We start from the raw sequence: 14,030 nt of genomic DNA, 5'->3' as shown, positions 1-14,030 counted from the left end.
AATGGGACTATTTAATGCCATCTTAGGCAATGCATCCGAAGTAAATATTGAAAATGTTTCAAAAGAATTTGAGCCAATCTTAATTGATGGAGAAAGAATTGAAAAAGCGTATAAGCTTATTCGTGACATGTTTATTTTTACCAACAAAAGGCTGATTTTAGTCGAAAAGCAATTGGTTGGAAGTAAAGTTGATTATATGTCAATACCCTATTCCAGCATTAAGAAATTCTCTAAAGAAAGTGCAGGAATATTAGATTTGGATGCGGAATTAAAAATCTGGCTAAATAACGACAATACACCAATTGTCAAACAATTTGGTAAAGGAGGAAATAACATCAATGAAGTTTATAAAATTCTAAGTCAACATCTTTTAAAATAAAAACATAATTCATTTAATTTAACTTTAAAAAATTGCATCAATTGTATTCATTTCGATTGGTGCTTTTTTTTTTAACGATATTGAACTTTTGGTATAAAAAATACAAGCCTTAGGATACAGCATACTAATTCTTAAAATAATTGTTATATTATTTCCTAAAAAGACAATTTCTCTTAACCTTACTTTAACAAATTGCAAATTTTAACTTTAAATTATAATATACCCATAATGAAATAGGGTCTAGATTAGAAAAATGACAAAAATAAAACATTAACTCATATTTTTAAAGGGGCTTATTGATGATTTTTATATTTTTATCGAAATTTAAAACTAAAAAACAATGCGAAAAATTATTTTAAGTGTGATATTAATCACGATTTTGGTATTAACCCTTTGTTCAAATTATTTCATAATTGACAGCCCTGCTCCAACAGAAGCTGTAAAATTTGATACCGGCGATACAGCATGGATGATTGTTGCAACAGCACTTGTATTAATAATGACGCCAGGACTTGGTTTTTTCTACGGAGGAATGGTAGGAAAAAAGAATGTAATCAGTACTATGCTTCAAAGTTTTATGGCTATGATAATTGTTACTGTTTTATGGGTAGTTGTCGCCTTTGGTTTGTCATTTGGACCTAGTATAGGGGGAGTAATTGGTAATCCGTTACCCAATTTGTTTTTTCAAGGTGTTAATACAAATACAGCTTGGAGTCTAGCTCCAACAATACCTTTCATGTTATTTGCTTTATTTCAAGCAAAATTCGCAATCATTACACCTGCCTTAATAACAGGAGCTTTTGCAGAAAGAATTCGTTTCTGGGCTTACTTATTATTTATGGTATTATTTATATTACTAGTTTATGCTCCATTAGCACACATGACTTGGCACCCAGATGGTATTTTCTTTAAAATGGGAGTATTAGATTTTGCTGGTGGAACTGTAGTTCACATGAGCGCTGGATGGGCTGCATTAGCTGGAGCAATATTCTTAGGAAAAAGAAAAATACAAAAAGTTAACCCTGCTCGTATTACATACGTATTGTTAGGTACTGGTTTATTATGGTTTGGATGGTTTGGTTTCAATGCAGGTTCAGCATTAGGATCTAATGATTTAGCTGTACAAGCATTAGGTACAACAACAGTAGCCGCTGCTGCTGCTGGAATGGCTTGGGTATTTCTTGATAAAATTCTTGGACACAAACTTTCTGCAATGGGAGCTTGTATTGGAGCTGTTGTAGGTTTAGTGGCTATTACACCTGCTGCTGGTTTTGTGACTATTTCTCATGCAATGTTCATCGGTATATTTGCCAGTATTGTTAGTAATTTAGTGGTTAGTAAATTCCCTAAAGGTAAAATTGATGATGCTTTAGATGTATTTGCTTGTCACGGTGTTGGTGGTATGGTTGGTATGCTATTAACAGGTGTATTCGCTTCTAAAACTGTTAACTCGGTAGTAGGAGACAATCAAGGACTTATATTTGGTGATGCTACATTATTTTTAAATCAATTAACTGCTTTAATTATAGTTTCAGTATTTGCATTTTCAGCATCTTATTTCCTTTTCTTTATTGTAAACAAGATAACTCCACTTAGAGTAAGCGAAGAAAAAGAAGAATTAGGTTTAGATATTTCTCAACACGGTGAGTTTCTATAAATCATCTTAACATAAATTAATCCTCTGAAAATTCAGAGGATTTTTTTTGCTCCAAAGTCAATTAAAGAAGGATGATTCTTGAATTCTGTACAATTTATTTAGAAATAAAGAACATCTTTAAAACAATTTTCACTAAACTACTTTTAGTCAATATCATTTAAAAACAAAATCTCAAACATAAAAAAAGATTGGGATTTTGTTTTACGTATAGTCAAATGCTCGTTTAGCATACAACACGATTACCGTTTTATTTTAAAACCGTAAACTCAATTTTTGAATCATTATAAATTTTATGCGTTTGTTTTTTAAAATCCTCTGATTTAGCATAGAATATATTATCTACAAATGTTTGCGGATTCAAATCAATAAACGGAAACCAAGTACTTTGAACTTGAATCTGAATTTTGTGCCCTTTTTTGAACGTATGAAAAACATCTTGTAGCTTGATATTTACCTCCGTTTTTTCATTAGCCACAAAAGGCTCTGGTTTTGAAAAACTATTTCTAAAACGTCCTCTCATAACCTCACTACGCACCATCATGTGGTAATTACTCATCTTTAAATAAGGAGCAACTTCTTTTGTTTCCGGTTCGTCATTCGGGAAAACATCAATCACTTTAACAATCCAATCTGCATCAGTTCCTGTAGTAGAAACTTGCAATTTAGCCAAGATTTCTCCTGCCAATGTAGTGTCATCAGCCAAAACCTCAGTTTCAAAAACTAGCACATCAGGACGTCTGGCCGCAAAACGCTGATCATCCGTCATGTATTTTCTTGGCGTAAGCCCTTGCTGTTTAATATCCTCAGAATAAGGAACCGGTTTTTTAGGATCACTTATAAATTCTTCAAAGGCAAAATTCTTTTTTGCCATTTTTGACAATCGGTTATCTTGTAAAAAGAAATCTTGTTTTTCAGTATTTTGAGGAGGCCAATTTTCATAGGTCTTCCACTCTTTTCTTCCACTATCAAAAACATAGGCTTCTGGTAATTTATTTTCACCTTTACCATTATTTTTCAAAAAATGATGGAAGAAATTAGCTTCAATATTTTTTTGATAATACCCGGAAATACTGTCGCCAAAATTAATATTACCAATCACTTGTTTTGCAGAATTCCTGGCCCAATCGCCATGACTCCATGGGCCCATAACTATTGTATTGTAGTTTTTACTACTCTTTTCAATGGTGCTATAGGTATTTAATGGACCATATAAATCTTCGGCATCAAACCAACCTCCTACTGTCATTACAGCTGGTTTTATATTTTTTAAATGCTGCAAAATTCCACGTTTTTGCCAAAAATCATCATAACTGGAATGGTCTTTCAACTGTTGCCAAAATTCATCTTCCTTACCGTAATACTTGTCTAAATTAGACAATGATCCTGCATCCAAGAAAAACTGGTAATCATCATTAGTACCTATATTTGTGAATTTATACCAAGGTTCCGTAGTACGTTTTGTTTTTTGAGGTCCAAATAATGGCGTTACTTTCCAATAACTCAACAAATAAGCTCCATTATGATGAAAATCATCAAAAAAGAAATCAGCAATACACGCCTGTGGAGAAACTGCTTTTAATGCAGGATGATTACTCAATAAAGAATAAGTGGCATAAAATCCTGGGTAAGAAATTCCCCAAGTCCCAACATTCCCATTATTATTAGCAACATTTTTAACTAGCCAATCAATCGTATCATACGTATCCGAAGCTTCATCGGTATCTTTTTTTCCTTTTTTATTTGGAATAAAACCACGCATATTATCGTATAAACCATCACTCATGAACCTGCCGCGAACGTCTTGATAGACAACAATATACCCTTCTTTCATCATAGTTTCGCTTGGAGAAATACTTTTCTTGAACTGATTTTCTCCGTAGGGTCCTGAATTATAAGGCGTTCTTTGCATTATAATTGGATATTTTTTAGAAACATCTTTAGGGGTGTAAATCGAAGTAAATAATTCTGCTCCGTCACGCATTTTGATATGCACTTCTTTTTTGGTGTAATTATCCGCAACATAATTTGCTGCTTTATCTTGGGCAAAAAGAATTGCGCCAACAAAAAAAAGAGAAACGCTAAGTAGTTTTTTCATAAGTATTCTTGAATTAAATAATTTTTAAAGATAAAAAATCTGTCCAAATAAAGACAACATATATAATTTTATCTGCTATAAAACAACGTTTTAAAATATCTCAAGGTTCAATCAGAAACAAAAAAAAAGGCCTATTCGGCCTTTTTAAATTTATCAATTCCTTCTCTTAACCAGCTTTTGTAAGCATTAATATCTGAGTTATAACTCTCTGGTTTATCAGACAACATATTTTCTTCAACATCTAAAACGATGTAATACGGTTGTGCATTGGCTTTGTATCTTGTGATTTGGAAATCACTCCATTTGTTACCAATACTTACAATTTCCTTACCCGTTTCTTTGGATACGTATTGCTCGCTTTTTGGTAATTCTCTTTTATCATCCACATACAAGGAGATTAACACCACTTCATCTTGTAATATTTTTAGAATAGAGGGATCAGACCAAACATAATCTTCCATTTTTCTGCAATTCACGCAAGCATATCCTGTAAAATCAAGTAAAATAGGTTTGTTTACTGATTTGGCATAAGCCAATCCTTTTTCATAATCTTCAAAAGTAATAAGATCGTGTGGTCCTAAATGTGCGCCTTCCGGCAAAATTTGGGCAGATGCATTCGAACCACCTTTTGAGTTTCCTACACCGTATGGACTTTCACTATACGTCATTGGTGGAGGGAAACCAGAAATTAATTTTAAAGGTGCCCCCCAAATTCCTGGAATCAAATATATTGTAAAAGCCAAAACTACTAATCCCAATGACAGTCTTCCTACCGAAATATGATTCATAGGGCTATCATGCGGAAGCGTAATTTTTCCGAATAAATAAAAGGCTAATGTTCCAAAAATAGCAATCCAAATTGCCAAGAAAACTTCTCTTTCCAAGAAATGCAATTGTAAAACTAAATCCGCATTTGACAAAAATTTGAATGCCAATGCCAATTCTAAAAATCCTAAAACTACTTTAACAGTATTCAGCCATCCACCTGATTTTGGCAATGAATTCAACCAACCCGGGAACATCGCAAACAACATAAAAGGTAAGGCTAAAGCCAATGAAAATCCGAACATCCCAACAATTGGCGCAATTCCCCCCTTAGAGGCAGCTTCAACCAAAAGTGTTCCTACGATAGGTCCTGTACAAGAAAAAGATACAATTGCTAATGCCAAAGCCATGAATAAAATTCCAATTATTCCGCCTCTGTCGGCTTGATTATCGACTTTATTAGCCCAGGAATTAGGTAACATAATTTCAAAAGCACCCAAAAATGAGGCAGCAAAAACAACTAACAGAATAAAGAAAATAATATTAAACCAAACATTAGTAGACAACGCGTTCAATGCATCAGCACCAAAAATCCACGTCACTAAGAATCCTAAAACTACATAAATAAATATGATGGCAATTCCATAAATAATAGCATTTCTTATTCCTTTCGCTTTTGTTTTACTTTGCTTTGTAAAGAAACTTACCGTCATAGGAATCATCGGAAAGACACATGGCGTAAGCAATGCAGCGAATCCAGATAAAAAAGCAATGAAGAAAATAGACCACAATCCTCTTTGTTTTGAAGGTTTAGAATCTAATACCGGAACTTTTTCAGGAGTACCAGTTTGTTCTTTATTTACAACTGTATTTACAACTGCAGTATCAACTTTGGCAGAATCTATTGCAGTTAAATCAGATGCTACAGAAGCTATTTCTGCTGTTTTGGAAGCTGCGGGAATCGTAAAGGTGAAACTCTTCTCCATATTGATACACGCTTCTTTACAAACCTGATAATTTAAATTGACTTCAATTTTTGTAATCTTTGGGTTCGTTATTGTAATTTCTTGTTGAATTTGAGCTTTTTTCTCAAAGTACGTTTCGTTTACTTCAAAAATATCATTGAAAGCAGTTGTGGTTTTGCTTTCTTTGGCTTTGCCAACTAAATTAAAGTTACCTTTTTGATTTTTGAAAATAATTTCTAAAGGCAAAGATCCGCCTTCAGCCGTAAATTGAGAATACAAATGCCAATCTTTTTCTATGATGGCATTAAAAGTAAGTACATAATTATTCTCTGATTTTTTTTCAATTTTGGTAGTCCATTTTGCAGGATCAAGAATTTGGGCATTTCCATTGGCAAAAGCCAAAAAAGAAATAAGTATGAATAGTAGTTTCTTCATTATTCTAATTGTATTTTAAGTATATTCTTTGTTGCATTATCTGTTCTAAATCGTTCATCTTGACGAACATCAATAATCCAAACTATTTTATCATTCGAACATAAAAGCCAAGTCTTTTCCTTTTCCAGTAATGATAATTTTTCATCTTTAAAAAGCTTGCTCACTTTCTTCGATTTACCATTCATACCAAAAGGTTGAAAACTATCTCCCTCGTTCCAATGGCGCAAAATCAATGGATATTGTAATTTATCAGCATCCACAAAGATAGTTTTATTTGAAACGATACTAATGTCAGCTACTTTACAAAATGAAAGATTTAAGGGAATATTAACTTCTTTTTGATTTTCAGCAATAGAATATTCCTCCTTTTCATTTACGGAATTTATCGGGCTTAGGATTAAAGAATCTCTGTCTTTCAATAATCGGAATTCAGAAGAAAAAACGTATTTCCCAGATTGGCTTTCGACCAAATCATAAATATCATCCCAAGCTGAAAATTCAAATTCTTTCAGCCATTGGTACAAATACGATTTATAATTTGGTAATTTTTTTAATTGCTGCAAATCAAAATAAATAGCTTCATTATCTTGCTTTGCCACTTGCTGATAAATCATAATGGAAGCATCTTCAACCATAACTTGTGCTTCTTGCAAATAGGTTTGCGTTTTATGAAAGGAAGAAAGAAAATTAGGATTCAATTCTTTTAACATTGGAACCAAATGATGACGAATCTTATTACGAAGGTATTTATCCGATGCATTACTGCTGTCTTCGCGCCATTGAATGTTATTTATTCTGGCATATTCTTCCATTTCCTCTTGGCTAAATGCCAAAAGTGGACGAATTACTTTTTCGTTCTGCTCCGGAATCCCAGTCAAACCTTCTAATCCTGTTCCTCGACTAAGGTTGATTAGGAAAGTTTCCAGATTATCATCGGCATGATGCGCGGTAAGAATATAATCGAATTTTTTGGTTTCCAATAATTCATAAAACCAGTTGTAGCGCAACTCGCGAGCAGCAACTTGGGTAGAAATTTTATAATCTTCTGAGAAAGCTTTGGTATCAAATTGTGTTATAAATACTGGAATATTATTTGTAGCAGCATAGTCCTGAACAAAATTCTGATCTTCAAAACTTTCCATTCCACGCAATTGAAAATTACAATGTGCGATTCCTATTTTATAATCTAATTGCTGCAACAAATGAACCATAACCATACTATCTTTCCCGCCGCTTGTGGCAAGAAGTATTTTTTTTCCGTTCAAGAACTGAAAATTATTAAGAAGATGGTTTTGGAATTTCTGTAGCATGTTCAAATTTAATTAATTCATTTTGATTTAGCTTAAAACTTCTCGCATAGCTTTTGCTTTAAGCAAACATTCTTCATACTCGTTTTCAGGAATTGATTGTGAAGTTATCGCACTTCCAACCGAAAAAGAAACATATTTTTTTTCTTGATTGTATAAAATGCTTCGGATAACCACATTGAAATCGAAATCTCCGTTTGGTGCAAAATACCCTACTGCTCCACTATATAAGCCCCGTTTTGTTTCCTCCAACTGTTCAATGATTTTCATCACAGAAATCTTTGGAGCACCAGTCATACTTCCCATCGGGAAAGTAGTTTTTAAGGCATCTACAGCAGAATATTGAGCATCCATTTTTGATGTTACCGTTGATATCATTTGATGGACTTGCAAAAAAGAATGAATTTTGCATAACTCTTGTACTTCAACGGAACCTTTTTGTGCCGTTCGAGACAAGTCATTCCGCACTAAATCTGCAATCATAATGTTTTCAGCTCTTTCTTTAGGGTCTAAAGCCAATTGCATTTTTGATTTTTCATCTTCAATTGGGTCTGAAAAACGTTTGGCAGTTCCTTTAATCGGCTGCGAAATAAGCAGCTCTCCTTCTTTTTTCAAATAGCGTTCTGGCGTCGCCGAAAGTAAAAAGTGTTTGTTGTTTTTAAAAAAAACCGCAAATGGAGGCTGAGAAATTTCGTTGAGTTTTATAAATTTTTCAATTGGATCAATGATTGCATTTTCGGCAAAAAACTCCATACAAAAATTAGCTTCATAAATATCACCTTGATGAATGTGTTCCAATATTTTTGAAACCTTTTCAAGATAATGCTCTTTTGATATTCGTTGTTGAATTTTTATTGTCGCTTCAGCTTCGACTTTTGACTTTTGGCTTTCGACAATTTCTTCAAAATCTTCCTCAACTTCATCGTCACACATATTGAGATATCGAATTTCGAGTTGATTTCCTTTCAATAAAAACAGCTTTTTAGGTTGGAAAAAATACAAATCGGGAAAATCTAAGCCATCAAAATTAGTAGATTGTAACTGCTCGATATCATTTTTTAAATCATACGATAAATAGCCAAAAAGCCAGTCTTTGGTAATTTGCTGGTATTGTTTTAAATCTTCAAAAGCATTGTGATAATCCGTCTTTATTGCGGTAAATGCATCAACGGCAAGAACACAATCATAACTGGAGTAGTTTTGCGGATAATCATTACTATCTAAATAAATGATTTCTAGAAACTGTTGAGACCAAAATAAAAGTTGCTGTTTGAACAATTTTGGATCAGAAATAGACTTGTAAATTGAAGTTCTCAAAAAGTATTGGTGTTTAAAATTCAAAATTACAATAAAAAATAAACCTTCAATAACTGATTATACTAAAATTAGTTTATTTTTTTGTAAATTTGATAGTGCATGATAAATTTTGGCTTCTTTTAATCGTCTAATCATTCTCTTTATGGCTTCAAAAATTTTCATCAATTTAGCTGTTAAAGACCTAAAAAAATCAATTGATTTTTTTACTACACTTGGATTTTCTTTCAATCCACAATTTACTGATGAACAGGCTAATTGTATGATTATTGGAGAAAATATTTTTGCGATGCTAGTGACAGAGCAACGATTTAAAGACTTTACCAAAAAAAAAAAAATTGCAATGCCAATAAAAATACCGAAGTTTTACTTGCAATGGATGCCGAGAGCAAAGAAAAAGTAGATGAAATGGTCAAAAATGCAGTTGATGCAGGTGGTTCAATTTATATTGAGCCACAAGATCATGGATGGATGTATGGACATAGTTTTGCCGATTTAGACGGGCATCAATGGGAAATTTTCTACATGGATGAAAGTGCTATTCCCAAATAATAATTCTCAAATGTGTAACCTCTAAAAAACCATATACTATGAAAATTGCAATTATTATTATCCGAACTTTAATTGGACTTTTGCTACTTTATGCGTCTGTAAGCTTCTTTCTAAAACTTGCACCAGAACCAGAAGTTACTGGAAATTTCAAGGCTTTTAATGTGGGCTTAGTTGCGTCTACTTATTTGATCCCTTTGGCAAAATCAATGGAATTCCTTTGTGGATTATCCTTTATTACCGGACGGTATGTCACATTAGCCAATATCTTAATATTACCTATAACCATAAACATTTTATTTATTAACTTTTTCTTATCCCCGGAAGGAATACCAATCGCTGTGTTCTTATTTTTAGGGAATTTGTTTTTAATTTACAGTCATTGGGAAAACTATAAAGGTTTATTTATAGCCAAAGGCTAAGTAAACTCAACTCATAATAAATAAAGAAACCCGTTCAATGGAACGGGTTTCTTTATTTTTAAACGAGAATTAATCTCTCATTTCAGATTTTCTAATTACACATGCAAAGCTCTATTATCAGTAGCGGCTAATGCAGCTTCTTTTATCGCTTCTGCAAATGTTGGATGTGCATGTGACATTCTTGAAATATCTTCAGCAGATGCTTTGAATTCCATTGCTGTAACTGCCTCAGCAATTAAATCCGCACAACGGGCTCCAATCATATGAACTCCAAGAACTTCATCCGTTTTAGCATCAGCAAGAATTTTTACAAATCCGTCTAAATCTCCACCTGCACGAGCACGTCCTAGAGCTTTAAAAGGAAAACTTCCTGCTTTGTATTCTACACCAGAAGCTTTCAATTGCTCCTCAGTTTGCCCTACTGCAGCCACTTCTGGCCAAGTATAAACAACACCGGGAATCAAGTTATAGTCAATATGTGGTTTTTGACCCGCTAATATTTCAGCAACCATTGCTCCTTCTTCTTCTGCTTTGTGCGCTAACATTGCTCCACGAACAACATCTCCAATAGCGTAGATATTAGGAACGTTAGTTTGTAAATGATCATTTACTTCAACCATTCCTCTATCTGATATTTTCACTCCAGCTTTATCAGCATTCAATCCATCCGTAAACGGACGACGTCCAACAGAAACCAATGAATAATCTCCTTCAAGAGTAATTGTTTCTCCTTTTGCATTTTCAGCTTGAACAACAACACCTTCGCCATTTCTTTCTACTGATTTCACTTTATGAGAAACGTAGAATTTCATACCTTGTTTCTTCAATACTTTTGTCAGTTCTTTAGACAATGAAGCGTCCATTCCAGGAATGATTCTGTCTAAATATTCTACTACAGAAACTTGCGCTCCCAATCTTAAATACACTTGACCTAATTCAATCCCTATTACTCCACCACCAATAATCACCAAATGTTTTGGTACCTCTTTAAGTTTCAACGCCTCTGTAGAAGTGATGATTCTTTCTTTATCGATTTTGATAAAAGGCAAAGAAGAAGGTTTTGAACCTGTAGCGATAATGATGTTTTTAGCTTCGATAGTTTCAGAAGTTCCGTCTGCTTTTACAACAGCAACATGCGTAGCATCAACAAATGAACCCAATCCTTCCAGAACTGTAATTTTATTTTTATCCATTAAAAATTTCACACCACCTGAAGTTTGATCTACAACAGCTTGTTTACGTGCAATCATTTTTTCAAGGTTCACTTTTACTTCACCGGAAACTTCAATTCCGTGATCTGCAAAATGAGCAATTTCACTGTAATGATGAGAAGAAGCAAGCAATGCTTTTGAAGGAATACAACCTACATTCAAGCAAGTTCCTCCAAGAGTGGAATATTTTTCAATAATTGCTGTTTTGAAACCCAATTGTGCACAACGAATTGCTGATACATATCCGCCTGGTCCAGAACCTATAATGACTACGTCAAATGAACTCATAGTATATTTTTTTATTGTGTTTTTATAAAATGTTGCACAAAATTAAGGAATTAAGTTTTGTTTAAAGTTTAATTCCGAAGGTTTTTTGTTACGAATTTTTAGTAATTAACATTTACTTATCATTGAATACCGCTTTAAATTCACATTTATTCTAAATATCAACAACCGTCGTGTTTTTTACTTCACTAATCATAAATGTACTGTGTGTACTTCCAATATGTTGCAATGTGGTCAATTTTGTAACCAAAAACTCCCGATAAGCTTCCATATCTTTAACTACTATTTTTAGTATATAATCATAATCACCACTCACATGATGGCATTCAAGGACTTCTTTAAGTTTTACCACTTCACTTTCAAATTTGGTAAGAAACTCTTTGGTGTGTTGTATTAACTTAAGATGACAGAAAACCACAAAACCTTTTTCGACTTTCGAACGATTGATTAACACGACATATTTATCGATAATCCCTTCTCTCTCCAGTTTTTTAATGCGTTCGTAAACGGCAGTAACTGAAAGATTCAGTTTTAAAGACAATTCCTTAGTTGTTTTCTTACTGTCGGATTGCAATAAAAAAAGTAATTTTTTATCGATGGCGTCTAATGTCATTTTTATTGAAATTTGAATTGAAATAAAATCTATATAAATCCTTTTTGAGAAGCTAATTTAGAAAATTAAATCCTATAATTTAAATTTAGTAGTTTTAAAATCTAATATTAAGTAATAGTATTGATTATTAATCTATAACACTGTTATTTTGAATAGATTTTATTCACACCAAAATCGCATAGCCCTGATAGCAGCGACATCCTTTTATTCGCCACGGCGAATAAAAGACATAGCGAATAGCAGGAATAGCTTCAAATAACAATAAAAAATAATTATGAAAAATTTCAATCCCGCAGACAACATTCAGGATTTACAGTACTTTGGCGAATTTGGTGGCGTAAATCCATCTATTTCAGACTCCTCAACCTATACCTTTTTATCGGCAAAAACAATGTTTGATACTTTTGAAGGCAATATGGAAGGCTGTTACTTGTACTCACGTCATTCCTCCCCGAGTAATTTATACTTAGACAAAGCATTGGCAGCGATGGAAGGAACAGAAACTGCTAATGTTTCAGCATCAGGCATGGGGGCGATTACACCTACACTATTACAATTATGCAGCTCGGGTGATCACATCGTTTCCAGCAGAACTATATATGGCGGAACGTATGCTTTCTTGAAGAATTTTACGCCAAGATTGGGTATCAAAACTACTTTTGTAGACATCACAAAATTAGACGTTGTGGAAGCTGCAATTACTGCTGAAACTAAAGTTTTGTACTGTGAGACGGTGAGTAATCCTTTACTGGAAGTAGCTGATATTGCCGGTTTGGCAAAAATTGCCCTAAGACACAATTTGAAATTGGTTGTCGATAATACTTTTTCACCATTATCAGTTTCTCCTGCAAAGTTAGGTGCTGATATTGTAATTCACAGTTTAACGAAATACATTAACGGAAGCAGTGATACGGTGGGTGGTGTAACGTGTGCTTCGCAAGAGTTTATTGATAGTTTAAAAAATGTAAATAGTGGTGCCAGTATGTTATTGGGTCCAACAATGGACAGTTTGCGATCTGCCAGTGTGATGAAAAACTTACGTACATTACATATTAGAATGAAACAACACAGTCACAACGCAATGTATCTTGCAAAACGTTTCGAAAAAGACGGATTAAAAACGGTTTATCCTGGTTTGAAAAGTCACCCAAGCCATAAATTGTATACTAGTATGATTAATCACGAATATGGTTATGGTGGGATGATGACAATAGATGTTGGTACTTTGGAGAAAGCTAATGCACTGATGGAATTGATGCAAGCTAAAAATTTAGGCTATTTAGCAGTGAGTTTAGGATTCTATAAAACCTTATTCAGTGCTCCAGGAACTTCAACGTCTAGCGAGATTCCTATGGACGAACAAATAGAAATGGGATTGACTGATGGCTTAATTCGGTTTTCTATAGGTTTAGATAATGACATTGAAAGAACATATCAAATGATGAAGAAATGCATGATGGAGTTAAATGTACTCACATCAGAATCAATTTTGACAGAATAGTTATTTATTATATAATTTGACAAAGCAGCAAAATATTTTGCTGCTTTTTTGTTGCTAAATTCTTAGTAAACAAGTAATAGATTAAGAGTAATCAGGTTAAATAAAATCATTGAAAATAATTTTATTCTATCCTCTTTTTTGATCTGCTAAACACCTAATCAAATTATTATTATAGACTTTCAATTTCGCCAAATCAGTAACTCGCTTAAATTCAATACTGTATGAGTAAAAAACTAATTACAATATGCAGCTCATTTAAATCTTCATACCTATTTAAATAGTTTATAAAAACTCAACCTTATCAAACACAAAAAATCCTCATCACATACATGATTAGGATTTTAAACAATCAAAAACGATTTCTGATTAAAGAAAGGCGTCGAGTCGAGGTGTAAGCCGAGCACGTTTTACCGCTAGTAAACGCAAAAAATCCTCATCAAATAAATGATGAGGATTCTTCAAAGAAAGGCGACGACATACTCTCCCACATAACTGCAGTACCATCTGCGCAGGCGGGCTTAACTACTCTGTT

At 33.3% G+C, this 14,030-nt stretch carries 12 protein-coding genes; 6 read left to right on the top strand and 6 right to left on the bottom strand.

The genetic code is table 11. The features are described from left to right. Nucleotide 1 precedes the first annotated feature (1 nt). Both ACNQF6_RS13280 and ACNQF6_RS13275 read left to right on the top strand, forming a co-directional pair. On the top strand, nucleotides 2-379 hold the full coding sequence (locus ACNQF6_RS13280; RefSeq protein WP_417951296.1) for a PH domain-containing protein: 378 nt from the start codon (nucleotides 2-4) through the stop codon (nucleotides 377-379). Between the two features lie 340 nt (nucleotides 380-719). Then, nucleotides 720-2,036 (top strand): ammonium transporter, encoded by a 1,317-nt coding sequence (locus tag ACNQF6_RS13275; RefSeq protein WP_417966391.1) that lies wholly within the window; start codon nucleotides 720-722, stop codon nucleotides 2,034-2,036. Nucleotides 2,037-2,283: 247 nt separating this feature from the next. Here the strand turns inward: ACNQF6_RS13275 and ACNQF6_RS13270 are convergent, their stop codons facing one another. The 4 genes from ACNQF6_RS13270 to ACNQF6_RS13255 all read right to left on the bottom strand — a co-directional run bounded on the left by ACNQF6_RS13270 (nucleotide 2,284) and on the right by ACNQF6_RS13255 (nucleotide 8,920). Continuing rightward, entirely contained in the window at nucleotides 2,284-4,131 is a 1,848-nt protein-coding gene (locus ACNQF6_RS13270; RefSeq protein WP_417966390.1) for a CocE/NonD family hydrolase, read from the bottom strand. A gap of 131 nt (nucleotides 4,132-4,262) precedes the next feature. After that, nucleotides 4,263-6,296 (bottom strand): protein-disulfide reductase DsbD family protein, encoded by a 2,034-nt coding sequence (locus tag ACNQF6_RS13265; protein ID WP_417966389.1) that lies wholly within the window; start codon nucleotides 6,294-6,296, stop codon nucleotides 4,263-4,265. Then, the gene (tilS, locus tag ACNQF6_RS13260; RefSeq protein ID WP_417966388.1) at nucleotides 6,296-7,606 is read right to left on the bottom strand and encodes a tRNA lysidine(34) synthetase TilS; all 1,311 of its coding nucleotides are present in this window, start codon (nucleotides 7,604-7,606) and stop codon (nucleotides 6,296-6,298) included. Before tilS ends, ACNQF6_RS13265 begins: the two co-directional genes overlap by 1 nt. 27 nt (nucleotides 7,607-7,633) lie before the next feature. Next, the gene (locus tag ACNQF6_RS13255; protein ID WP_417966387.1) at nucleotides 7,634-8,920 is read right to left on the bottom strand and encodes an anthranilate synthase component I family protein; all 1,287 of its coding nucleotides are present in this window, start codon (nucleotides 8,918-8,920) and stop codon (nucleotides 7,634-7,636) included. Between the two features lie 142 nt (nucleotides 8,921-9,062). Between ACNQF6_RS13255 and ACNQF6_RS13250 the strand changes: the two genes are divergently transcribed. Genes ACNQF6_RS13250 through ACNQF6_RS13240 form a run of 3 tightly spaced genes read left to right on the top strand, consistent with a single transcriptional unit; the run spans nucleotide 9,063 to nucleotide 9,888 of the window. Next, on the top strand, nucleotides 9,063-9,320 hold the full coding sequence (locus ACNQF6_RS13250) for a VOC family protein (protein WP_417966386.1): 258 nt from the start codon (nucleotides 9,063-9,065) through the stop codon (nucleotides 9,318-9,320). Further along, a complete protein-coding gene (locus ACNQF6_RS13245; RefSeq protein ID WP_417966385.1) occupies nucleotides 9,293-9,469 on the top strand; it encodes a VOC family protein in 177 nt (58 codons plus the stop codon). Before ACNQF6_RS13250 ends, ACNQF6_RS13245 begins: the two co-directional genes overlap by 28 nt. Before the next feature lie 38 nt (nucleotides 9,470-9,507). Continuing rightward, entirely contained in the window at nucleotides 9,508-9,888 is a 381-nt protein-coding gene (locus ACNQF6_RS13240) for a DoxX family membrane protein (protein ID WP_099714970.1), read from the top strand. A 95-nt stretch (nucleotides 9,889-9,983) separates the two neighbouring features. On the opposite strand, the gene lpdA is transcribed toward ACNQF6_RS13240, so the two are convergent. Further along, the gene (gene lpdA / locus ACNQF6_RS13235; protein WP_282713621.1) at nucleotides 9,984-11,387 is read right to left on the bottom strand and encodes a dihydrolipoyl dehydrogenase; all 1,404 of its coding nucleotides are present in this window, start codon (nucleotides 11,385-11,387) and stop codon (nucleotides 9,984-9,986) included. 151 nt (nucleotides 11,388-11,538) lie between these two features. Then, a complete protein-coding gene (locus tag ACNQF6_RS13230; protein ID WP_282713622.1) occupies nucleotides 11,539-11,997 on the bottom strand; it encodes an Lrp/AsnC family transcriptional regulator in 459 nt (152 codons plus the stop codon). A gap of 274 nt (nucleotides 11,998-12,271) precedes the next feature. On the opposite strand from ACNQF6_RS13230, the gene ACNQF6_RS13225 reads away from it, so the two are divergent. Continuing rightward, nucleotides 12,272-13,498 (top strand): aminotransferase class I/II-fold pyridoxal phosphate-dependent enzyme, encoded by a 1,227-nt coding sequence (locus ACNQF6_RS13225; protein ID WP_417966384.1) that lies wholly within the window; start codon nucleotides 12,272-12,274, stop codon nucleotides 13,496-13,498. Nucleotides 13,499-14,030 lie beyond the last annotated feature (532 nt).

Origin of the sequence: Flavobacterium pasteuri (assembly GCF_048286615.1) — a bacterium.
Taxonomy (GTDB): domain Bacteria; phylum Bacteroidota; class Bacteroidia; order Flavobacteriales; family Flavobacteriaceae; genus Flavobacterium.
Note: the sequence above shows the minus strand (reverse complement) of the source record. Positions and strands in the feature narration are given on the sequence as shown.